At 39.7% G+C, this 24,317-nt stretch carries 20 protein-coding genes and 1 tRNA gene; 13 read left to right on the top strand and 8 right to left on the bottom strand.

Annotation, left to right across the window (positions count from 1 at the left end; translation table 11 throughout):
- The first annotated feature begins 253 nt into the window (after window positions 1-253).
- The 3 genes from HHO41_RS19850 to HHO41_RS19840 all read left to right on the top strand — a co-directional run bounded on the left by HHO41_RS19850 (window position 254) and on the right by HHO41_RS19840 (window position 5,758).
- Complete coding sequence (locus tag HHO41_RS19850; RefSeq protein ID WP_169101977.1) at window positions 254-2,638, top strand: polyprenyl synthetase family protein; 2,385 nt, start codon at window positions 254-256, stop codon at window positions 2,636-2,638.
- A gap of 463 nt (window positions 2,639-3,101) precedes the next feature.
- Window positions 3,102-4,580, top strand: a complete 1,479-nt coding sequence (locus HHO41_RS19845; RefSeq protein WP_169101975.1) for a protein adenylyltransferase SelO — start codon at window positions 3,102-3,104, stop codon at window positions 4,578-4,580.
- 128 nt (window positions 4,581-4,708) lie between these two features.
- Window positions 4,709-5,758: an Atu2307/SP_0267 family LLM class monooxygenase gene (locus HHO41_RS19840; protein ID WP_169101973.1), complete on the top strand. Its 1,050-nt coding sequence runs from the start codon at window positions 4,709-4,711 to the stop codon at window positions 5,756-5,758.
- A 144-nt stretch (window positions 5,759-5,902) separates the two neighbouring features.
- Here HHO41_RS19840 and HHO41_RS19835 read toward each other — a convergent pair whose 3' ends face one another.
- The 4 genes from HHO41_RS19835 to HHO41_RS19820 all read right to left on the bottom strand — a co-directional run bounded on the left by HHO41_RS19835 (window position 5,903) and on the right by HHO41_RS19820 (window position 10,813).
- Window positions 5,903-6,544 carry a DUF998 domain-containing protein gene (locus HHO41_RS19835; protein ID WP_169101971.1) on the bottom strand — a complete coding sequence of 214 codons (642 nt, stop codon included), beginning with the start codon at window positions 6,542-6,544 and terminating at the stop codon, window positions 5,903-5,905.
- 94 nt (window positions 6,545-6,638) lie between these two features.
- Window positions 6,639-7,133: a L,D-transpeptidase family protein gene (locus HHO41_RS19830; protein WP_169101991.1), complete on the bottom strand. Its 495-nt coding sequence runs from the start codon at window positions 7,131-7,133 to the stop codon at window positions 6,639-6,641.
- A gap of 220 nt (window positions 7,134-7,353) precedes the next feature.
- Complete coding sequence (locus HHO41_RS19825; RefSeq protein WP_169101969.1) at window positions 7,354-7,659, bottom strand: DUF5634 family protein; 306 nt, start codon at window positions 7,657-7,659, stop codon at window positions 7,354-7,356.
- 121 nt (window positions 7,660-7,780) lie between these two features.
- The gene (locus tag HHO41_RS19820) at window positions 7,781-10,813 is read right to left on the bottom strand and encodes an efflux RND transporter permease subunit (RefSeq protein ID WP_169101967.1); all 3,033 of its coding nucleotides are present in this window, start codon (window positions 10,811-10,813) and stop codon (window positions 7,781-7,783) included.
- 359 nt (window positions 10,814-11,172) lie between these two features.
- Here HHO41_RS19820 and HHO41_RS19815 point away from each other — a divergent pair, with 359 nt between their 5' ends.
- On the top strand, window positions 11,173-11,937 hold the full coding sequence (locus tag HHO41_RS19815; RefSeq protein WP_169101965.1) for an SDR family oxidoreductase: 765 nt from the start codon (window positions 11,173-11,175) through the stop codon (window positions 11,935-11,937).
- A 93-nt stretch (window positions 11,938-12,030) separates the two neighbouring features.
- Here the strand turns inward: HHO41_RS19815 and HHO41_RS19810 are convergent, their stop codons facing one another.
- From HHO41_RS19810 to HHO41_RS19795, 4 genes are all read right to left on the bottom strand, one after another.
- Window positions 12,031-13,644 (bottom strand): ATP-binding protein, encoded by a 1,614-nt coding sequence (locus HHO41_RS19810; protein ID WP_169101963.1) that lies wholly within the window; start codon window positions 13,642-13,644, stop codon window positions 12,031-12,033.
- 166 nt (window positions 13,645-13,810) lie between these two features.
- Window positions 13,811-14,101, bottom strand: a complete 291-nt coding sequence (locus HHO41_RS19805; protein ID WP_169101954.1) for a YxcD family protein — start codon at window positions 14,099-14,101, stop codon at window positions 13,811-13,813.
- Window positions 14,089-14,538 carry a hypothetical protein gene (locus tag HHO41_RS19800; protein ID WP_169101952.1) on the bottom strand — a complete coding sequence of 150 codons (450 nt, stop codon included), beginning with the start codon at window positions 14,536-14,538 and terminating at the stop codon, window positions 14,089-14,091. The genes HHO41_RS19805 and HHO41_RS19800 overlap by 13 nt, the downstream gene beginning before the upstream one ends.
- Window positions 14,539-14,684: 146 nt before the next feature.
- Window positions 14,685-14,758, bottom strand: a tRNA-Arg gene (locus HHO41_RS19795).
- Window positions 14,759-14,896: 138 nt separating this feature from the next.
- On the opposite strand from HHO41_RS19795, the gene HHO41_RS19790 reads away from it, so the two are divergent.
- From HHO41_RS19790 to HHO41_RS19750, 9 genes are all read left to right on the top strand, one after another.
- Window positions 14,897-15,127, top strand: a complete 231-nt coding sequence (locus HHO41_RS19790; RefSeq protein WP_169101948.1) for a hypothetical protein — start codon at window positions 14,897-14,899, stop codon at window positions 15,125-15,127.
- A 262-nt stretch (window positions 15,128-15,389) separates the two neighbouring features.
- Window positions 15,390-16,172, top strand: a complete 783-nt coding sequence (locus HHO41_RS19785; RefSeq protein ID WP_169101946.1) for an amino acid ABC transporter substrate-binding protein — start codon at window positions 15,390-15,392, stop codon at window positions 16,170-16,172.
- 126 nt (window positions 16,173-16,298) lie between these two features.
- A complete protein-coding gene (locus HHO41_RS19780) occupies window positions 16,299-16,958 on the top strand; it encodes an amino acid ABC transporter permease (protein WP_169101944.1) in 660 nt (219 codons plus the stop codon).
- Between the two features lie 14 nt (window positions 16,959-16,972).
- Entirely contained in the window at window positions 16,973-17,719 is a 747-nt protein-coding gene (locus HHO41_RS19775) for an amino acid ABC transporter ATP-binding protein (RefSeq protein ID WP_211171249.1), read from the top strand.
- A 125-nt stretch (window positions 17,720-17,844) separates the two neighbouring features.
- A complete protein-coding gene (locus HHO41_RS19770; protein WP_169101942.1) occupies window positions 17,845-18,768 on the top strand; it encodes a nuclease-related domain-containing protein in 924 nt (307 codons plus the stop codon).
- 580 nt (window positions 18,769-19,348) lie between these two features.
- On the top strand, window positions 19,349-20,902 hold the full coding sequence (locus tag HHO41_RS19765; RefSeq protein WP_169101940.1) for an NAD(P)H-hydrate dehydratase: 1,554 nt from the start codon (window positions 19,349-19,351) through the stop codon (window positions 20,900-20,902).
- Between the two features lie 182 nt (window positions 20,903-21,084).
- On the top strand, window positions 21,085-22,374 hold the full coding sequence (locus tag HHO41_RS19760) for an Ig-like domain-containing protein (RefSeq protein WP_169101938.1): 1,290 nt from the start codon (window positions 21,085-21,087) through the stop codon (window positions 22,372-22,374).
- A 46-nt stretch (window positions 22,375-22,420) separates the two neighbouring features.
- Window positions 22,421-23,083, top strand: a complete 663-nt coding sequence (locus HHO41_RS19755) for a WxL domain-containing protein (protein ID WP_169101936.1) — start codon at window positions 22,421-22,423, stop codon at window positions 23,081-23,083.
- Window positions 23,084-23,164: 81 nt separating this feature from the next.
- Complete coding sequence (locus HHO41_RS19750) at window positions 23,165-24,190, top strand: WxLIP family cell surface protein (protein ID WP_169101934.1); 1,026 nt, start codon at window positions 23,165-23,167, stop codon at window positions 24,188-24,190.
- The last annotated feature ends 127 nt before the right edge of the window (window positions 24,191-24,317 follow it).

The raw sequence follows: 24,317 nt of genomic DNA, 5'->3' as shown, positions 1-24,317 counted from the left end.
GGCACGAAGACACCTGCAGGAGTAGCTAGTATGGGAGACCCCGCAGGCGCGAATGCGCCGAGGAGGCTCCCAACTAGCCCTTAAGGTGCGCGTAGTGCCTGTAGCGGAAATCAACAATTATGTATAACACAGCCATTAAGAAAAGGGTTTTCCGGTATATCTGGAAAACCCTTTTTATAAAAATGTAATATAATAGAATCCTAAGAATACGTAATAAATAGAGAAAGAGAAAACAAGATAATGAGGGATTCTTATGATAGATGAGCTAATTAACAAAACCGAAACAGGCTATACGGTTGCTGAGCAAAAGGCTGCGCATTATTTGCAGCTACTAATCAGTCAGGTTCAAGAAAAATCCTACGTTCCGGCTTTAACAAAAGATATCCACTCATGGAAACAGAATCATCTCCGAACGAGTTCACTGCTTTCCTATTTTTCTAAAAGGAAAAAAGAAGCAAGCCCTAGGGACTATCAGCATTACATTCAGTGGCTTAACTTTACCGGAAAGCTGGATGCTTATCTTGAACGAAGCATTGCCTATTTGTATATGCGAGACTTGGGCAAGGCATTAAGCTCGCCCGACACTCAATTAAGAGTTAGACAGGTGGCTTCTAAATTAAAAAAACAATTGACACAATCCCCAACATCGGAAAACCGCTACATCCAAGAACCATTCAACATGGTGTCCTTGTATCGAAAGGCTCAGCAAGATGGAGTTGAAAAAGCCTTTATATGGTTAATGGGAAAGCTCAAGACTGTGGCTGAGGAAATGCCTGAAGGCCTGGACGGAGTGAACGCTCAGCGCAAGTTGATGAAAATTATTGGTGGAGTTTATATGCATGCCATCGAAGAAATGGATCATCAATTATCGGCTGATGAGCGTACAAAGAAGCTTAATGAAGCCATTCAACTGGGATATGCCTATGGACTTACCTACCCCTTTATTGATGATTTACTAGATTCCAAAGTATTAAATGAATATGAAAAGCAGCAATATTCTTCTCTTATTCGTGAGGCTATCATTACGCGCACAGTACCAAGCCTTACTGAGTGGCCTGGGTTGAATCCTGACATACTTGGCTTTATACACAGTGAACTTAAATCTGCGTTTGAATACATAAAGGCTCATCAGAATGAGGAGTTGCGGGATTCATTTTTCGAGCAAGCCTTTGTTTTTTTTCAAGCACAGGAGGTCGACCGCAACAAGCAATTAGCAAATCCAAATTACAGCAATGCCGAGCTATATGTCCCGATAATCCTAAAATCATCAGCTTCTCGATTAATTGCTCGTTCGGTGCTAAGTGCTCCAGAGGATTCGGGCTTTGAGGAACGCACTTTTGCCTATGGAATTTATAATCAGCTAGCGGATGATTTTACTGATATGTTTGCAGATTTAGAAGCAGGCGCGGTCACCCCATACACTTACTATTTAACTTATCATCAAGAGCGCCCTGATCTAATCAATCCGTTTGAATTATATTGGTCGGTAATTTCGTTCTTAATCCATCAAGTGTATCAATCAGATTCAATGGTTTGTGAAGTGATTTTGGACCGGGCCATTAATGGCTTGAAGCGTTTCAAAGCACGCCACGGCTCGGGGAAGTATCACGAGGTTATGGAGATATTTTTCTCTGGAAATCCTAGCTTTGAACATCTTATCCAAAGTATGGTCAACAAGGCGGTGGATGTTGAATTTTTTGATAAATTGTTACGCGATGAGATGATTACAATTTTACAGCGAGAGAGCACAGAGCAAGAACAATTTTTTGAAAAAATAAAGACTGTTCGCGCTCGGATTAATCATATGTTAAAAATTGACCCGATTGATGCTGAAGCGTTGCTAGAGGAGCCAATTATTGATGCAGCAAACTACAGCCTCGAAGGTGATGGAAAACGATTAAGACCGATTATGACTTGGGTGATGGGTATTGATGAGTATGGTTTAAATGAGTCAGCAATCGTCCCGCTTTTGAAATCATTGGAGTACATGCATACTGCTTCGCTTGTGTTTGATGATTTGCCTGCTCAGGATAATGCATCATTTCGGCGCGGGCGCCCCACTCTTCATAAGGTCTACAATCCCGCTATCGCTGAGTTGACAGGATTATTTTTAACACAAAAGGCAGTTGAAGAGCAATCTGAACTTCAAGGCTTTGCCCCAGAAACAGTGTTAAAGTTAATTCGTTATTCTTCCCATACAGTTGGTGACATGTGCCGCGGTCAAGCAATGGACCTTTACGCAAAAGGGAAGTTGTTAACGCTTGAACAGCTGAATGAGATGTGCTTTTATAAAACGGGTATTGCCTTTGAAGCCTCACTAATTATGCCTGCTATTCTTGCAGAGGTGGACGAGAATGAGATGGAGGCATTAAAAGCATTTGCCCGACATGCTGGAATTGCTTTTCAAATTAAGGATGATTTGCTTGATATTGAAGGTGAGCAGAGTTTAATTGGAAAACCAGTTGGCAAGGATGCGGCAAACCATGCTTCTACTTTTGTGACGATACTTGGTGAAGACGGTGCCAAAAAAGCAATGTGGGAGCACTATTGTTTGGCTATTGAAGCATTGGAGAAGGTCCCACGAAATACAGCCTTTTTAAAGCATTTGATGAATTATATTGTGAATCGGGATCATTAGGATATTTTGGAAAGCTCAATCACTATCATTGTGATTGGGCTTTTTATTTAATACAGGAATAATAAGAATGCTAGAACAGACACTAACATTACTGTTTTATTTTAAATGCATATATAAAGTGTTAATGGTGTAATTGTGTTGGTATTACCTTTTAATAGGCTCTGCTATATGTTCATTTCACTTGTTTTAAAAAATTAACGGAAGAATTCCGGTTAAATTGGGAAATACCCATATTTCCTTTAAAATAAGCGGAGTTTTTCCGTTTAATTAATCCAAATCCTTTGATTTTATCTTATTTAGAGTAGTTAATCGGAAATTCTCCGCTTATATCACGCTCTAAAGCGTCCGCTTTATACATTAGCCGGAAATTCTCCGCTTATGAAATCTCAAACCTACACGAAAATCAGTAATGTATAATAACAGAGCCTTTAAATAAGACTGCTCAGAGAAAAGGAGGGATACTGTGATCAATAAACAATTAGAGTTGGAGCAAGGATGGAATTTTAATAACAGCTATGCCGCCCAGCTACCCAATACATTTTATACAAGTCTCAATCCAGCTCCCGTTCGTTCACCAAAGCTAATCATTTTCAATAAGACTTTAGCAAAAGAACTAGGGTTAAATCCAATAGAGCTAGAAGGGCAGGTTGGAGCGGAAATTTTTTCTGGAAATAGAATCCCTGAAGGTGCTGCCCCACTATCCGAAGCTTATGCTGGCCATCAGTTTGGACATTTTACAAAATTGGGGGATGGTCGTGCCCATTTACTAGGGGAACATCTCACACCAACAGGGATGCGATACGATATTCAGCTTAAGGGTTCAGGGCGTACGCCATATTCACGTGGTGGGGATGGTCGTGCGGTCCTTGGGCCAATGCTCCGCGAGTATATAATCAGCGAAGCGATGCATGCACTTGGAATTCCGACGACTCGCAGTTTGGCAGTGGTGACAACTGGTGAGGAAGTTATTCGCGAAACAATTCAACCTGGTGCAGTCTTGACCCGAGTGGCCGCGAGTCACATTCGTGTAGGAACCTTTCAATACGCTGCCGCCTGGTGTTCGGTGGACGATTTGCGGAGTCTGGCGGATTATACGATTAAACGTCACTATCCCGAGCTTGAAGCTGAACCAGAATCAAATCGATATCGCTTGCTGCTTCAAGAGGTTATCAAACGCCAAGCGGAGTTAATCGCCAAATGGATGCTAGTTGGATTTATCCACGGGGTTATGAATACAGATAATATGACGATATGTGGTGAAACGATTGATTACGGCCCGTGTGCTTTTATGGATGCGTATGACCCAGCGACGGTGTTTAGCTCGATTGACAGGGAAGGTCGGTATGCGTATGGAAACCAGCCGTATATTGGCGGTTGGAATTTGGCCAGATTTGCGGAAACACTATTGCCGTTACTAGCCGATGATGAAAATCAAGCTGTGGACATCGCCCAAGCGGAGATTTCAAAGTTTAATGAGTTATTTAGTGGCAGTTGGATGAAGGGCATGCGGGAAAAATTAGGATTATTTAATGAAGAAAAAGAGGATGAAGCGTTAATTGAAGGGCTCCTTAAAATCATGAAAGAAAGTCGTGCTGATTTCACCAATACGTTTCGTGCGCTAACATATGATTTGCAGGAAGAGGCTTTGATTGGAAGTTCCGATTTTGCTAATTGGCACAAACAATGGCAGAATCGGCTTGCTAAGCAAAAGCAATCGAAACAGGAAGTCGAGCAGCTAATGCGCGGTGCAAATCCTGTTGTGATCCCGCGCAATCATCGCGTGGAAGAAGCTTTGGAAGCTGCTAATAATGGAGATTACAGTGTAATGATGAAATTATTGGAGGTATTGTCTCATCCCTATGATTTTTCTGTAGAACAAGAGGAATACAGCCAATTACCCGTTCCTTCTGCCCGACCCTATCGGACATTTTGCGGGACTTAATACTGATTTCGAGCACCTTATGGGAAGGTGCTATTTTTTTGCTTGAGCATATTTAAATAATAATTTTGCTAATCATATTAAAATAAACCTAAGCATAATTGTCAGATAGATTGAAGGGGGAAAGTTAAGTGGAAATTGGAATTAGTACGTTTGCAGAAACAACACCGGATGTCAGAACTGGAAAGGTAATTAGCCATGCCGAGCGATTAAGAGAGGTAGTCGAAGAAATTATCTTGGCAGATAAGGTTGGATTAGATATTTTCGGTGTTGGTGAGCATCATCGTGAAGATTTTGCAGCATCTAATCCAGCGATTGTTCTTGCTGCAGCTGCACCACAAACAAAACGGATTCGCTTAACGAGTGCTGTAACCGTACTTTCATCGGCTGACCCTGTTCGAGTGTTTCAGGATTTCGCAGCCCTAGATGGAATCTCAAACGGCCGTGCCGAGATTATGGCTGGTCGAGGCTCCTTCATCGAATCATTTCCGTTGTTTGGTTATGATTTAAAGGATTATGATGAGTTATTTGAAGAAAAGCTGGAATTATTATTGAAAATACAACAGTCTGAAATCGTTAATTGGCGTGGTGGGCACCGTCCGGCGATTCAGAATCGCGGCATTTATCCGCGCCCAGTACAAACTCCGTTACCGATTTGGATTGGTAGCGGTGGCAATAGTGAATCGGTGGTACGGGCAGGCTATTTAGGGTTGCCGTTGGTATTGGCGATTATTGGTGGCAGTCCGGTCCGATTTGCTCCTTTAGTAAAACTCTATTATCGTGCTGCGGAGAAGGCAGGACATGATATTTCGAAGCTTGCGGTGGCGTCCCATTCACATGGTTTTATTGCTGATGATTCTGAAACGGCTGCTGATCAATTTTTCCCATCAACACAGTATGTCATGAATGTACTAGGCAGGGAGCGCGGCTGGGGACATTATGACCGGTCTAGCTTTGATGCGGCTCGCAGCTTTGAAGGTGCGCTATATGTCGGCGATCCAGAAACGGTTGCGGCAAAGATTATTCATTTGCGCAAGGAAGTAGGCATCACTAGGTTTATGCTCCACTTACCAGTTGGTTCGATGCCTCACGCGGAAGTAATGCATTCAATTGAGCTTCTGGGAACAAAAGTTGCACCAATTGTTCGCGAAGAAGTGATGAAGTGGGAGGCAGGGCAGTGAATAATGCCCAAAAATCCTGGTAAATAAAAATGGGCATCAATGGGGTGTATTGGTGCCCGAAAATTGCAGTACACGAAAAAATGGTCATCAAAGAGCAGGATTGGTGCCCGAAAATCCACACATGCGATACTTCGTGCAGTAATATTATCCCCGAACCTCCCTGATCACCAAACCCGAAAACACCACAATCCACATGCACCCAATCATCATCGCAATCCGTTCAAATAAGCCACTCGGCCCACCAACTAATACTCCCGCAAAATGCAATACTGCAAAAGCCAAACAACCACTGATACTCATAATCGCCAATATCCCCGATAGAATCGAATAAACCCAGAACCATCTAGAAAACTGAGAAGCCAATACAAAGCAGGCGGCTATTAACGTTTCAAACATAACAAAGCTACTTATAAAATGAAAAATCCCAGTTAGGGAAAGGTGAGCAACAGCACCAACAGGATAGCCCATCAATGGATCGATAATAAAGATGCCACATAACACCAATTCCACCCCTAATAAGAAAATTACCCTTGGTCCCCACAGAGCACCTTTGCCCACCATACTTTTCTTAATGATAATTCCTAAAGTCATGCAATTAATTCCCATCAAAATCAAATTAGCAATTCCAATCCAACCTCGTTCACCTAGGCTTAAATGACTAATCCAATGAAAATAGGGATCATAGTCAGGTCGTGTCGCTCCATCAATTAAAAAAACTGTTACAAAAAAAATTGGACTTATCATTCCGCATACAAATATAGCGGGAGCTAAACTGCCGGATTTCATCGTTACCACCAGACCTGTTTTAACTTTACCTTTCCCGATTTTGCGAAATCAATACTTACCTTGCGTTGTACAGAATTAACGGTTTCCAGTGTTATTATGGATGTATCACCACAGCAGTACCATTGGGCACAGTAGCTGCCAATTCTTCGACATCCCTGTTATACATGCGAATACAACCGTGGGAAACAGCCTTGCCAATCGAGCTAGGGTCATTCGTGCCATGAATTCCATAATGATCTTTGGATAAGCTCATCCACATCGTCCCAAAGGGCCCGCCCGGATTCGGAGCATGGTTCACAATAATGTATTCACCAACCGGGGTATGAAACAGCATCCTACCAACGGCAATCGGATATTGCTTCTGTAGCACACCATTCCGATACAATCGCAACCATCGCTGATTAACAGAAACCTCAATTTTATAGGGTATCGTATGGCTCGGAGGAATACCGGGAATATTTATTCGTTGGCCGGGATAAAGAACATTTGGATTGATGCCGGGGTTAGCTCTAACAATCTCAGAATAAGGAGTTCGGTAATCCCTTGAAATTTGATAAAGGGTTTCACCAGTTTTGACAATATGAATCAACACGAACATCTCCATTAGAATTGTTTTTTTCATATTATAAAAATAAAGATGAAATGGTGCCAAACCATAGATTGAAACCATAGATTGAAACCATAGATTGAAACCATAGATTGAAACCATAGATTGAAACCATTACCTGTGCTCGATTAAACAGTTTAAGAATGATAGCAATAAAAAAGGGTGAAGGAAATCAATAAATGATTACCTTCACCCACTACCGTTACTGTATTTCACTTAATGCACTTTCCACATCATTAAAACCATGTAAATCCTTACCATCAGGCTCATCGGATTCTATTGTCCAGTCATTCTGAGATGGAGTTAATTCACCGTTTTGATTTTTAATAAAAGGAGCATGGATATGATAGGTCCTGCCCGCCTTCTTAGCAGTAAAGCCAATATAATATTGATTGCCTCGTCCTTCCTCTTCGAAAATTCCGATATCATCTAAGCCGTATTTATTTATATAAGTTTGAAAGGATTGCTGCAAATCATTAATAATATCGTCCCGTGATAAAAATTGCATCAATTTCACTCCTTCATATTCAATCCTATCTTTAATATGGCTGTTTTTCCTTTTAATAATCACAATAAAAAAACAGAGTAACGAAGGAGATTCGTTACTCTGCTTTGCTTGGGCTCAATAGTTATACGGATAAAGTTTCGTCTGCTGGTTGTGCTAGACGTTGTTTTCTTGATTTTTTGAAGTAAAGCATTTCATAGATGCACGGGATAACAATTAAGGTTAAGAGTGTTGCCAACGCCAAGCCACCAATGACCACGATTGCTAAGCTTTGTGAAACAAGACTTCCGGCTGCTGCCTGTTTAAACAGTAATGGTAACATGGCACAGATGGTTGCTACTGCTGTCATCAAGATTGGGCGCATTCGCGTTGAAGTTGCTTCAATTAATGCCTCACGGATGGTCATGGACTGTTCATTTTGCTTCACACGGTCTAATAATACAATAGCGTTTGTGACAACGATACCGATGAGCATCAATGCACCTAAGAGAGCAGTAATGTCAACTGAGATTGTACTGATGATAATACCCAATACGGCTCCAATTGCTGCGAGCGGTAGGGAGAACAGAATCGCAATCGGTGTTTTAATCGATTTAAAGGTGATGACCATGATTAAAAATACGATTCCGATAGAAACGAGCATGATCACAAATAAATCAGCGAAATCATCAGTTTGCTGGGCACTTGCTCCGCCTACGACCACTTCAACATCGTCTGGTAGGTCAATTCCTTTCTTAGCTTTCTGGTCTCCGAAAATTTCTAAATTAATTTTCTTGGAAATCTCAGATAGCTTGGCAGGGTCAACTGAAGCGGTAACTTGCAAGTATGTTTCGCCATCCTTATGGAATTGGTTAGTTGTACTTTCTTCGCTATGCAATGTCGCAACTTCCGAGACTGGAACCATACCAGCTTCCATCATGACTGGGATGTTTTTTAACTCATCTGGTGTTTTTGTTTCAAGTAGTGGTTCCATCATAACGGTTGTTTGATTGCCATTTATTGAAATCGTTCCAAGTGGCGTGCTGTTTAACATGACGCCTAGCTGACCAGCGATTTGTTCAGTATTCCCTTTTGCTGGGTCGACTTTTAATGAATAAACAGTTTTCTTTTCATCCTGGTTGGTGGTAACTTTTTCAACACCGTCAATATCGGCGATTTTTCCTTTAACAGTATTGGCTACTTTCTCAAGATTGTCTTGATTTTCACCAATGACATCAATGGTGATATTGGTGCCGCCACCACCCATCATAAACGATGCCGTTGAAACCTCTAATGTAGCATCAGGGTACTCATCCTTTTTCTTTTCCAGTTCTTTAATGACTTGATCGGTATCGTGTTTATCTTTTAACAAAATGCTATAGGATGCTTCGGTTGGTGAGCCTATCCAGCCGTATTGTGCTGACGCGGCTGATGAACCTAATTGAGTGAATAAATCGCTAACCTGGTCCATCGCTTTTATCGATTTTTCTAATTGTATTGCTTTTTGCGTCACTTCCTCAAATGGAGTCTCATTTGGATAACTTAATGTCGCATAAACATAATCGGCTGAAGAATTGTCAACTGCTCCCTTTGGTATTGAAAAATAAGCGCCGATGGATCCAACAAATAACAGAATCGAAGTCGTGAAAATAATCCATTTGTGATTTAGTGACCAACTCACAAACTTTGGAAAGCGAATAGCTGGTTTGTGTTCTGGTACTTTTGTATTTTTCAAAAGACTCGCACTCATTAACGGAACAACAGTTAAGGCAACCAATAACGATGCAAGCAGTGAGTATGTTACAGTTAATGCGAATGGTAGTAGGAACTGTCTCAGTCCGCCATTTAGCAGGCTCATCGGTAAAAATACCGCAACTGTTGTGAGGGTGGATGCAGTTATCGCAGTTCCAACCTGTTTTGTTGCTTCAATAACCAAGCGGGCGGAAAACTTTTCAGTTTGCATGCGGCGATATATGTTTTCGATGACAACAATACTGTCATCCACTAAACGGCCTACCGCAACGGCAACGCCACCGAGAGTTAATATATTTAACGTAACTCCAGACCATGATAATAGGAACAAGGTCAGGCAAAGGGATAGTGGAATGGAGACAATTGTAATAAATGTAGTGCGAATGTTTCTTAGGAAAATCATGATAACGATTGTTGCAAATAGTGCTCCGAGTAAAACTTCTTTAATCATTGTGTGGACAGAAGTTTCAACCATATCAGCTGCAGCTACGTAGATTGTAGATTCCTGCTGTTTATATTTTTTGTTGATCTCCTTCGTAACTTTTTCAACCTCTTTACTGATGGCGACTGCGTTTGAATTGCTATCTTTGGTGATGCCCATATCTAAAGCGTCCTTACCGTTAAATCGGCTGATGTAATTGCCGCTGTCTTTTTCCTCAATCTTAGCGATGTCAGCAAGTGTTACGTTTTCTGCAACGGGCAGTTTTTTCAGTTTATCGAGGCTAGTCAAGTCACCAAGTACTTTAATATTACTAGATTTACCATCAATAATTTTTTCGCCGATTGCAACGGCAGTGTTTTGTCCTTGCAGAATTCCCATTATTTCTTGAAGCGAGATTTGGTGCTGGGCTAGTTTATCGTTATCGATTTTTACAGAGATGACTGAAGCTTCTGCGCCATATAATTCAACCTGGGCCACGCCGTCAATGTCTTTGTATAATGGGAGGATTTTTTCTTTATAAAAATCAATATTTTCTTGGGTTAGTCCGTCGTCAAAGGTAACGGCAATATTGGAAATCGGGATCATCGAGGTGTTCAGTTGCGAGACGATCGGTTTGGATATGTAAGCCGGCAAATTTACGTTTGAAAGCGCCTCTTGAACATCCTGTTTCGCTTGCTTCATGTCCGAGCCGGCTTCAAAAAATATATCTACTTTCGAAAAGCCATCCCCGGTTGTTGAGTTAATTGACTTTTTTCCTTTGATACCAGTTACAGCATTTTCAACTGGGGTTGTAACTTCGGTTTCCATTGTTTTCGAATCTGTTCCTTGCCCCATTGAAATAATCGTTACTTGCGGGTTATCGGCAGATGGGAGAAATTCCATTGGCAGTCTAAAATAACTGATCACACCGATTACTAAAATTAAGAGTGTCATTAAGGTTATCGCAGACTTGTTCCCAAATGCCCATTTAGTGAATATCGACACGTATTGTTCCCTCCTTGGAAAAGTTGTAGTTGTAATTAATAATACTACAGATATAGTGGAAATTTTTGTATTATTTACAATTTTTTACATAATTTTATAAGTAGTAAGTCCTGACTCTATCCCTCCTTTAAAATTTTCCATTTAAATGTTGTTTACACATATTGGATAATAGATAAGTGTTTGTGCAAGCACCTTTTACTTTTATTTATTTCGTGCATCAAATATTACATAAATTTCTAGTTTTGTAGAGACCGATTTTTATCTAAGACCTGAGGCGTATGGAAAATAATGCTAGCGTCGCTTTTGAAAATACGTAAGATAAGTTAAAATAAATAAAATTGTACATAGGAGTGTTTTGGGTGGATTTACAACTGCAAGGGAAAAATATCTTAATTACCGGTGGTTCAAAAGGAATCGGCAAAGCAATTGCGGAAGTATTCGTTCAAGAGGGGGCAAATGTTTCAATTGTTGCTCGTGATATGGAGGCGCTCCAATCTGCAAAAGCTGACTTGGATGGAAATGTCTCGATTTTTCAAGCAGATATAAGCATTGCATCAGAGCGTGAGGCGTTGATTGAAACGTTTTTAAAGGAAAAGGGCACGATCGATGTCCTCGTTAATAATGCAGGCGGCAGTAACGGTGGTGCCGCTGCTGATACAGACATGGCTTTATTTTATCAAGCAATGGAACTTAATTATTTCTCTGCGGTCCATTTAAGCAAGCTAGCAGCCCAGCGGATGAAACAAACAAGGGGTGGGGGTTCGATTATTAACATTACCTCTATATATGGTCGGGAGAGCGGTGGAAAGGTCACATATAATAACGCGAAGTCTGCTCTCATCAGCTTTACGAAGTCGTTTGGGGACGAAATGATCCCATTTGGGATTCGTGTAAATAGTGTTGCACCTGGCAGTATTCTTCACGAAACGGGGAACTGGAAACGGCGCCTTGAAGCTGACCCCGAGCGAATTGGCCAGTTTGTTCAAAATGAAATCCCAGCTGGTCGGTTTGGTACAGCAGTAGAAGTTGCGAATGTCGTGGCCTTTTTGGCTTCACCAAAGGCATCGTGGATTGTTGGCGCTAGCATCAACGTCGATGGTGGTCAATCTAGGATGAATTTTTAACGAAGAAGTCCCTATGGAAGAGACCCATAGGGACAACGATTATTCTGATAGTTTCCTACTAACATGTTGAGTTTTTAATAATTAGCTGGAGCGTTAATGAAGCTTAATATATGGAAGTTCGATAATAAATTCAGTTCCATGTTCATTACTTATTGCTTGAATTGTTCCATTGTGATTTTCGATAATTTTTTGCGAAATGGATAAACCCAAACCGGTCCCAATATCTTTAGTTGAAAAGAATGGTTCAAAAATACGAGCCAAATCACTAGAATGAATACCTTTACCATTATCACTAAAAATAAATTGAACGCTTGAATCCACAACTTTGGTTCGGATGTTAATTGCTAATGGTCGGTGACCTTTAGCTTGAATGGAGTTTTGAAATAAATTCATAAATACCTGTAAAAGCTCTTCTCGGTTACAGTGAATAATGAGATGATCTGTATCAGGGTGGATATCTAAGTTAATTTCAATAGTGTGCAGCAGTGCTTCGCTTTCGAGAAACTTCCAAAGGTAATCGATTAAAAATTGATGTACCTGCAGAATTTCGAACTCTTTTGTTGTTGGTTTTGCGATTCTCAAAAAATCAGAAATAATTTTGTTAGCACGGTCAATTTCAGGTATTAATAAACTTGTAAAGAGCTGTGCTGTATTTGTATCCACTGTCTTTTCAAGAAATTGCAGGTATCCTCTTACAGTGGTTAACGGATTTCTAATTTCGTGGGCAATGCCAGCGGCAATTTGCCCTGCAAGAATCCGTTTTTCATTTTCTTTTATTTTTTTCTCCATTAAACAGCGATCCGTTATATCTCTGAATCTGCCAAATGCTCCAATTACTTTATCTCCCTCATAGATACGTTGGGCATCAAATAAACAAACAATTTGTTCACCATTAGCGTTAGTGAATTTTAGCTCAATGTTTTCAATTATTTCTTCTGTCTCAATTACACTTTTAAAATAAGTTCCAATCAAGAGAGAGTCATAAATACTCGTCCCTAAATCCGTTTCTGAATTTATGTTTAATATTTTTTCGGCAATCGCATTAATTTCAGTTGTAACACCATTTTCATCGGTCATGATGATACCGTTTTTGGAGCTACTTAGCATAACTTGATTCATAATACTTAATGCTCGATTTTGTTTTCTTAACAAAAGCTCCCTTTCGATTGTATCAACGGCTTGAGACAATATTGATAAAAACATTGGATTTTGAAAAGTAATCGGCATCATGATACAAATACTGCCAAGCAAAGTATCTTCATCAGTATAGTGGAACGGTGCACCGTAACAAGCAATTTCAAAAAGATGCTTATGAAAGTGATCATTACCTATCAATTTCACAGGGTGTCCCTCTTCTAATGCTAAGCTCACGACATTCGTCCCAACATCTTCTCGGGAAAAAAGACAACCTAACGTAATTCCCAATTCCTCAACGGTTGCCTTTATGGCAGCATCCCCAACAGTATCTAGTAAATATCCTTCTGAATCAGAGATTACAATTAACAGAGGGGTTCCTTTTAAAGAATCCAATAGCTTATATGAAAAAAAATTGACCACGGAAAGAATCTCTTTGTAAGCCGTTTTTTTAGCAATCAGTTCTTGTTCTGTCAAAAAATTTTTTGGTCTCACGATAATATCGGGACTCATGCCACTTTCAAGACAGAGTCTATTTGATGAAGCAATATAATGTGGTTTTTCTATACTCATCCGGGTGGCACCTCAAAGTTGTCAGAAATACAATACTACTATTTTAATTCATTAAAATGTAAATGTACTATAGTTTTTCGCTAATTTCCAATAATAAGTTAATGATATATCATCCTTGAGGATAAAAATAAGGTCCACAGGATTTAAACCTGTGGACCTAATAAAATTAGCCTCTTACGACTGCAATAATACCTTCTTCGTCGTCTAAGACGAGCTCAATACCGGCAAATGGGTTGCGATGTAAATATTCATCAAGCCATAAACGTAAAGCTTCTATTATGTTAGCGGCAATCAAGATTTGAGTGCGTCCATCGACCCAAGCCTCAGCTGAAAAGCCGTAATCATCATCAAAAGCTAATTCCACCGTAACATCTTCGGGTTTCACTTGCTTTTTGCGGGCAACATACACACAAAGCGCATTGATGATATCTTGTTCAAATATGACTAGCTTCTCCATTGATTAGCAGCCTTTTTTTTCTTCTTATCTTTAATCATGACATAAATTTTACGGATAATATTAAATAGGATGATAATCGCGAATACGTTGACCAATAGACCGAGAATTGATCCAAAGAAGCCCATTCCGCCAAACAAACCACCAAATAATAAACCTGCAAGACCACCGAGCATAAGCCCTTTCATCAGACCGCTTGGTTTAAACTTCTTTGCATTGTATGTGCTTGTAGTTTTTGATTTGTTTGTATTCGTGTCTTGCTTTTTATTTTGGAACAAAGAATTATTGTTTTTAGTCGTACTGTTGTTGGTGTTAAAACTTCTCTTTCCTGATTTATAGCCCCTAGCTTCTACTGTTGTTGAATGATCCTGGAAAACATAGCTTCCAATAGGTGAGAAGATCAACGCTGCTGTAAGGATTGCTGCTAGAAATTTTTTCAAAGAATATTCCCTCCAAGGTTTTGTAAAAATAAATATTGTGAAGGCTTCACTAATAATCTACTAATTCGCCTTCGAATGATTAGTAATAATGTATTTACGGACCATCGCATAAAAAGGTTTCATTTTTCCCCGTAAAAAAATAAAAACGTCCCAGGCGAGATTCGAACTCACGACCTACAGCTTAGGAGGCTGTCGCTCTATCCTGCTGAGCTACTGGGACATAAGAGTTATTATAAAAGATTTATCACAATTGGTCAAAAATCCGGCTTTGAAGACACATTTTATAAAAGAAAGGTCAGTATTCTTGAATGGGATGGTTGAACTTTGTGAACGATAAAAGGAGAGAAGGAGGGATTCGATGAGCTTAGAAAAATTTGATGGGAGCACTGGTTCAGAGAAGGAAAATCTTGAGGACATCATTAAACACTCGATCGAAATTGAAGAAGACTTAATGCGAACTTATTTAATCACTGCTGAACGAATTCACGATGATGCCGAGTTGAAGGAACGCTTCGAGAACTTTGCTCAAGGAAATGCTAAGCGCACGAAACAGCTTATTGATGAGTTAAATCATCTTAAGCAAAATTAGGAAAAAAATCAGTTGAATTTTCCATCATATCTGGATAGGAAGCAGAAAATAAACCATCGGAGCTGCATAATGCAACTCTAGATGGTTTATTTATATTTTGACTTGAGAAAATTACCATTTATATTTTGCGTGGATTCAAAAAAATACTATAGCCTGATACTATATTAATATGATAATATGTTAGTGTGATAATATGTTAGTATGTTAACGTACTAAAGCGAATTTAAATCATTATATTATGAGTAAAGGTGGTATTTTTCACATGAAGCGTTTGGCAATCATGTTATTTTCTCTAGTTGCAATTTTCGCCCTAGCTGGGTGTTCAGGTTCATCTGAGGGTGATGACAAGGAAAAAGGCAAAGAACTAGTAATCGGAATTGATGACGCATTTGCTCCAATGGGCTTCCGCGATGAAAAAAATGACATCGTTGGCTTTGACATTGACTATGCTAAAGCAGCTGCTAAAAAAATGGGGATGGAAGTCAAATTCCAACCAATCGATTGGAAAACAAAAGAATCTGAACTTAGCTCTGGACGCATTGACTTAATTTGGAACGGTTACACTATTACTGACGAGCGGAAAGAAAAAGTTCTATTCACAAAGCCGTATTTAAAGAATGACCAAGTCGTTGTGACTTTAGCGGATTCAAAAATTAATAAGCTTGCTGATTTAGAAGGCAAAGTAGTTGGGCTTCAAGGACTATCTTCAGCTGCAGATGCGCTAAGTGCAAATCCGATAAATGAAAAAATTAAAACTGTAACAGAATTCAAAGATAATGTACTAGCATTAAGCGATTTAAAATCAGGCCGTATCGATGCCGTTGTTATTGATGAAATCGTCATTAATTATTACATGACGAAAGAAAATGAAAAATTCAAAGTCATTGACGAAGCACTTGCTCCAGAGGAATACGGTATTGGCGTGAAAAAAGGTAATGAAGCGTTATTAAATAAGCTGCAAAAAGCACTTGATGAAATTAACGCAGACGGTACTGCTGCAGACATTTCGAAAAAATGGTTTGGCGAAGATAAGGTTTTAAAATAATAGAAGATATAAGGCAAAACAGGGTTCCGAACGGAAATCCTGTTTTGTTGTGAATATCAAGGTTAGTCCAAGTCGCCTACCAGTTGGCGACTTGTGTATTTCTTTTTTTGGAGGAAGGATTACTGTATGTCTTTTGATTACATTCGTACAATTCTGATGCCGATGCTTGAAGGCGCACAGATGACTGTTTTGCTGTTTATTATCTGTATTGTCATTTCAATCCCGGTCGGATTTTTATTAACATTGGGGGTACGCAGCAGTATTAAGCCGCTTGCGTGGTTGGCCCAAGGCTATATTTACATCATGCGTGGAACACCACTGTTGTTGCAATTATTGTTTATTTGTTTTGGTCTGCCGATGATTCCGGTTATTGGTGAATACTTGGTGTTTGACCGTTTTGTCGCTGCCTGTATAGGATTTATATTGAACTATGCTGCCTATTTTGCAGAGATTTTCCGTGGCGGTTTGCTGGCGATTGATAAAGGTCAATACGAAGCAGCGAAAGTGCTTGGTTTTAATAAATGGCAAACAACGACAAGAATCATTTTACCGCAAATGTTTCGGATTGCTCTACCGGCAGTGGCCAATGAATCGGTGACACTCGTGAAGGATACCGCGCTCTTATATGCCGTTGCAGTACCGGAATTATTGCACTTTGCGCAAACAGCGGTAAACCGTGACTTTACGATTGTGCCGTTCTTTGTTGCTGGAGTCATTTATTTAATTATGACGCTGATTCTTAGTATGTTCTTTAAATGGATTGAAAAGCGCTATACATTCCAATAGGGAGGAGGGACATCATGGCAATTATTGAAGTATCCAATTTGAAAAAATCATTTGGTGATGTAGAAGTCCTTAAACAAATCACCTTTGAGGTAAATAAAAATGACGTTGTCGCAGTAATCGGTCCCTCTGGCTCAGGGAAAAGTACGATGTTGCGTGGCCTAGTTCATCTAGAGGACATCAACGGTGGGACGATTATGGTTGATGGCGATTACCTGGTCAAGGATGGGGTATACTCAAAACCGCAAGAGCTAAAAGCGATTACCGCAAAAATGGGGATGGTGTTTCAGCACTTTAATCTTTTCCCACACTTGACGGTAAAAGAAAACCTGGAACTTGCACCGAAATTAGTGAAAAAGGAAACTGCGGCGGAAATTTCTAAGCGCAGCACAGAGATATTGGGTAAAATCGGTCTGGCTGATCGCGCGAACGCCTATCCTGCCAATCTTTCTGGGGGGCAAAAGCAGCGGGTCGCAATCGCGCGGGCGTTGATGATGGACCCGGAAATATTGTTGTTCGATGAACCAACATCTGCTCTCGATCCTGAGTTGACAGGTGAGGTACTGCAGGTAATGAAAAAGCTAGCCGAAGAGCATATGACAATGATCGTCGTCACCCACGAAATGGGATTTGCGCGTGAAGTTGCAAACCGGGTTATGTTCATGGATAATGGCGAAATTATCGAATCCGGTCACCCTGACGAATTTTTTGCCAATCCGAAATCGGAACGAACAAAGGCATTTTTACAGCGGAGTTTAAAATAAATTTTTGGGAGCACTCTATTTAGGGTGCTTTTTTTGTTTGCTTGCTATGTTTGAAAATTCACACAAAGTCCATGTGATTGTCTATTGTTATTTTTATAAAATAATAAATAGGAAGGATGTGGAATATGGCTTATTTAAATCGTGAGGAATCCAAGGAACTAAAGCTGTATAGGTCGTTAGATGCACGGATGGAATTAACTGCACAACAAAAGAATCGCTATTATTTTATAAAGAAAGGGTATGATGGGGAGGTTTACTTTGATTTATTAGCAGAAAAAGCTGGACTTGATCAAAAATTTTACATATTAAATGATCTATTGTTAAAGTGTGACGGTACACTTTTTCAAATCGACTCTTTGATGATAACCCAACATTCCGTCATTGTCTTCGAGATAAAAAATTACGAATATGATTACTATTTTAAGGATGACAACTTCTATAGCCGCAAAACTAATCATGATATTAATAATCCTCTTCATCAACTAGACCGCATTCAAACTTTGCTTCGAAAACTACTGCGTAAGATTGGACTTACGCTCCACGTTGAAGGATGTGTAGTATTCATCAACCCCAATTTCTTTTTATATCAAGCACCATTAAATGATACCATTGTTTATCATTCCCAGCTCAATAGATTTATAGGTGAATTAGCCGATAAGCCCGCAGAATTAAATAATGTTCATCGTAAGTTGGCTGATTTTCTGCTTAAAGAGAATATTACGGACCATCCCATAAGAGATTTACCAACTTATTCTTATGATTCGTTGCGTAAGGGTGTGATGAGCGCTTGCTGCTATACATTGTCTGTCGAGGGAAGCGGGAGAATGATGGTATGTTCCCAATGTAATCATAAGGAAAGCGTCGAGACTGCTGTTGTACGGTGCGTTGAGGAGTTAAGGTTGTTATTTCCGGAGGAGAAGATTACGACAAATATTGTTTATGATTGGTGTGGGTTGGATAAACATAAACGAACGATAAGGAGGATACTATCAAAGCAATATCAAATAGTAGGACACGCAATGCATGCCTATTATATAGATAAAAAATAAATAGTTTCGTAATTTATATTCTTCGATATAGGCTCCTAGGAGAGGATGAATTGCCTTGTGGCTAATATGATGAATTATTCGAAAAGAAATGTCCTCAAGAAGGAATCTTGTGGCCAAAACGATGACGTTTATGAAAAGAAATGTCCTCAAGAAGGGGTCTTGAGGCCAAAATGATGAATTCGATGAAAAGAAATGTCCTCAAGAAGGGGTTTTGAGGCCAAAATGATGAATTCGATGAAGAGAAATGTCCTCAAGAAGGGGTCTTGTGGCCAAAATGATGAATTCGATGAAAAGAAATGTCCTTAAGAAGGGGTCTTGAGGCCAAAATGATGACTTCTATGAAAGGAAATGTCCTCAAGAAGGGGTCATGTGGCCAAAATGATGATTTCGATGAAAGTAAATGTCCTCAAGAAGGGGGTTTGAGGACAAAATGATGATTTTGATGAAGAGAAATGTCCTCAAAGATGGGTCTTGAGGCCAAAATGATGACTTCTACGAAATGCAATGGACCCAAACCACTTATATATTTAGTGTGATATTTAAATTTTTAGTAAAATAAAACTAAAAGGGGGGGTGCGCAATGTTTATTGCTGGACAAAAGGAAATGCAGCAAATGGACCAATATACAATGGAAACATTAGGACTGCCGGGGATAGTGTTAATGGAAAACGCTGGGGCAAAAGTAGTAGATGAAATCCTTGCGAGCACAACTTCGGAAAATCCGCGCATCGTCGTTCTTGCGGGAGGCGGGAATAATGGCGGCGATGGATTTGTGATTGCGCGGAGATTAAGCGATATAGGTAGTGATGTGCTATTGTGCTTGTTGGTTAACCCAGAGCGAATTAAAGGGGATGCCAAGGTTCATTTTGACGTATACATAAACCGAAAGTTACCGATAGTTTACCTTCAAGACGATGATCTTGAAAAAATAGAGACAGAAATACGCAGCGCCGATGTTATAGTGGATTCTATACTGGGAACGGGAGTGAACGGCCCAGTTCGGGAGCCATTTAAAGAAGTTATTGAAATGGTAAATGAGTTTGCTCCAACGAAAATAGTCATTTCTGTAGATATTCCATCAGGGGTCAGTAGCGATACCGGTAGAGTTGATGGAGTAGCGATTAAAGCTGATAAAACGGTGACATTTGTTTTTCCTAAACAGGGCTTTTTCCTTCAAGACGGGCCGAAGCATATCGGGGAATGGAAAGCGGTAGACATTTCCGTGCCAACGCGAATTGCCGAGGATCTAGGTTTCAATTTACCAAAATTAATCACGGAATCACTTGTTAAACATTCTGTGCCAGCTCGACCACCTCATGGTCATAAAGGTACTTTTGGTCATGTTCTAGTTGTAGGTGGTTCAAAAGCATATGTGGGCGCCCCTCTATTCACAGCAAAATCTGTGCTAAAGTCGGGGGCGGGTTTAGTGACGCTAGCCATTCCTGAAAGTATTTATCCGATGGCAGCTGCACAAATTCCTGAAGCGTTATTTTTACCATTGTCAGAAATGGACGGTCATTTTGCGGTTTCGGCGATTGAACAGTTGAATGAAAAGCTACCGCAAATGGACAGCCTCGCAATAGGCCCAGGTATGAGCCGTTTTCCTGATGGAGAAAGGTGGATGAGGACGTTTTTTGAAAAGCTTACTGGTCAATCGATAGTAGTCGATGCAGATTCGTTGTATTTGTTAAGAAACAATTTGGAGTTGGTTAAACATTACAAAGGTGCAGTTATTTTCACACCGCATCCAGGCGAGATGGCCACATTGCTAAACACAACGGTAAAAGAGGTTGAAGCAAATCGAATTGAAATTGCTAAAGCTTTTGCAAAAGAACACAAGGTTTATTTACTGTTAAAAGGTCATCGCTCGATTATCGCATCCCCAAACGGAGAAATTTACATAAATCCACATGGAAATGATGCTTTAGGTAAAGGTGGAAGTGGCGATGTTCTAACTGGTTTAATTGCTTCGTTTCTTGCACAAGGCGCTGACCCAATATCTGCCTTAGTTTCCGCTAGCTATTTACATGCGAGATCAGGGGAAGAAAAGGGGAAGGAATTATCTACGTATGGAGTATTACCTGTAGATATAATAAATGGCATTTGTGAGCAGTTGAACTTTATTGTGAAATAATATTTATTATATTAGTAATATTTTGAACCGCTTTCTATTTAATAATGTTAAAATAAAGGTGATAGGATTCGACAGATTTTGCAGAATCACTAAACAAATTCGAATCCTCACCACCTTCCGCTTTCATACACCTCAGTGAATCCTATCCAATCGGTCTACCTTTCTCAAAGAGGGGGGGTATAATGGGACAATTTAGGATTAATAGAACCATCCAATCTTTTTTTATCATCATTTCTGCCACAATTTTTATTCTTACTCCAACCATGACAAGATTTTCAATTGAAAAAGGACAGCTTACTACAGAATTAGAACAGCCAAAAGCCTATGCATCGTTGGCTGATGTTACGATTTTACAAATACAGCACTTAGATGCTTCCTATGAAGGAGGCGAATTAATTCTAGATCTATATGGGGATAAGCTGCTAGGTTTAGATTTAATAGAAAGTCAATATTTCCATTATTGGTTGCCTCCGGAATTAAGATCGATATTGAGTAATCCAGGCTTTAATGATGCTGTGAATGTAGTGTTAACTACCTATTCATTACTAGGATTAGAGTTGGATAATCAAACAATAGATAACCCCATCGCAATTGTTCCAGAAACCGGTCAAATCGTATGGGAGTCCACTTCCGTATTAAATTTGAGCCTTATTTCACGAATGAGTGCAAAGTTAACTATTGATTTGGCTCAATTAGGTATTTCGGTACTTCCTAGTAGCTTAGATGGGAAGTTGGAGTTTTATGGTGCTGCAGCGAAAAGTAACGTTATTACAGTAAATTTAATAACTGATCAAGTGGGATATGATGAGATTTCAGTTCCTCTATCACCACCAATCATTAACCCTGTGAAGGACGTGGACAATAAAATAACCGGAACCGGTTTAGCTGGAGCAACTGTCCATATCACAACCCCAACTGGTACATATCAGGGAGTAGTTAGTGCAGATGGAACCTATTCTATAAATATTCCACCCCAAGCAGCGGGAACTGTTATAACTGCTTCACAAACAGATGGAGTAGGCAATATAAGTGGAACATCGACGACTACTGTTATTTTAACCGTGCTAGAATTATACGTTCCACCCGAAATTCAATTTGAAAATACCTTGATTGGCTTTAAAGAGGTATTGATTCATAGAGTGCAGGAAATAGAAAATTTGTCAGTAACAGTACACGATACACGTGGCCAGGGCTATCGATGGACGATAAAAGCAAAAGTAGAAAATCCACTGACAACAGATGGACTTGATGCGTTACCACTTGATGCGCTCATTTTTGTTAATGACGGAATTGAAGTAGGAAAATTAAAAGATGGTGTGACCGTTCATCAGGGTGAGACCGGAACGACTGAGGATACACCAATTACTTGGGGAGCAGACGAAGGAATTCTTATGAAAATGACCCCCAGTAATGTAAAATCAGGCATCCCTTATTCCACCACAATAAATTGGACATTAGAAAATGCACCATAAATTGTTTAATGTTATTTTGCCTCGTGACCCAAAGGAGGGAAATATTGTGCGAATATCAAAGATAGTGCTTATTGTATTGGTTTCGATTTTGTCGCTTACGCTATTAGCTCAAGGAATCCTAGCTGCAACATCAACAGCTACGGTTACATTTACAGAGGATACTAGCACTCCACCTGTTTTAGACCCTGATGATGGATCCCTTCCAGACCCAGCCATTCCAGGAACAGGTCAAGCAGGTCCTCTCAGTCTTGACTATGTAACTGGTCTAAATTTTGGATCACAAATAGTTTCTCTAGAAACAATGACATACGAAGCCAATGAATTAAAACCTTTCATTCAAGTAACCGATAAACGTGGAAACCCGACAGGATGGAAAGTTACCGTATCTGCGTCAGCGTTTACTAGTGCTAGCACAGATACATTGGAGGGGGCGTACCTTGAATTTAATAATGGTGAGTTAGTAAAAGATTCAGAAAACCCTTCTCTCCCACCTGCGATAGCCACAACATTTATTTTGACAACAAATAATGCAGCCTTCAAATTTATGAATGCCCAGCCAAATAGTGGCCGTGGATCATGGATTACTCGATGGTACCCATTAGTAGGAGTGGAGACAAACGATAGCGTTACATTAACTGTAATTGGCGGCACGATGAGAGCAGAAGCTTATACCTCTACATTAACCTGGACACTAACTGATGCACCGTAAATAAAAATAAAATCTCGAATAATAGGTAGGCTGCTATTGTTCGAGATTTTTCATTAAAAAACTTCACAGAGGGTGTATAGGATGGCAAAAATAGCAAAAGCACTAATACCAATTTATATTCTGCTGTTATTCTTATCGATCAATATATCCAAGGTTGCGGCTAATGATGAACTCGTTGGCTATTCCGTTCGCGCAATTATCCCTCAAAATCAAATTAAAAAGGATATTACCTACTTTGATTTGCTTGTCGAGCCAAACCAAGAACAGGTAATCAATGTAGAAATCTTTAATAGCTCACAAGAAGATATCGAAATTGATGTCTATATTACCAATCCTAAAACCAATCGAAATGGAATAATAGACTATACCGATATCAAGGCCAAGCCGGATGAAAGCTTAAAAGTACCAATTACAGAAATTGCAACGATACAGCAAAAAACAGTTGCCGTACCAAAAGGGGAAACAAGAATTGTCCCTATTAATCTCAAAATCCCTGAGAAAGAATTTGCTGGAACGATTCTCGGTGGTATCTATTTTGAAAAAAAGATGAAGGATACGGAAAAGAAATCTGAAGGAGTGCAAATATTAAACAAATATTCTTATGTATTAGGTTTGAAATTAACAGAGAACAAACAAAAAATTGAACCGGAACTTAACTTGCAGTCCGTTAAACCTGAATTAGTTGATTATCATACTTCGATCATTGCCAAACTCCAAAACACTACACCCGTCATCGTAGAGAATCTAGCCATAAACGCAATTGTTTATAACTCTAAGGGCATAGAGGAAAATCGGCTCGAAGTTGAAGGATATAAAATGGCGCCCGTTTCAACAATGGATGTCGTAATTGATTGGAAAAATCGCGAGCTAAAACCTGGCAAGTACACGTTAAAATTACATGCTAATTCCGGTTCAAACAATTGGGATTGGGAAGAAACATTTAACATTGAAAAGGAAGAAGCGCAGGCGATTAACGAAAAAGCGATAGAAATAACAAAGGATTATACAGTGTATATTGTAGTTGGATTTTCAACAATCACATTGCTTTTATTGGGAATTATCATACTGCTATTAAGAAAGAATAACCGACTTAAGAAGGATAAATGATTCGATTAGGGAGCCTCATTTTGAGGTTCCTTTTTGTGCGACGGGCAGTCGCATGGAGTGTTGATCCAGTCAGCACTCTTCTTTTAATTATCTGACAGAGACGTCATTTCGATGAAACGACTGGTTG

Origin of the sequence: Bacillus sp. DNRA2 (genome assembly GCF_012843265.1) — a bacterium.
Classification (GTDB): domain Bacteria; phylum Bacillota; class Bacilli; order Bacillales; family Cytobacillaceae; genus Bacillus_BU.
This window is presented reverse-complemented; position numbering and strand designations above follow the sequence as displayed.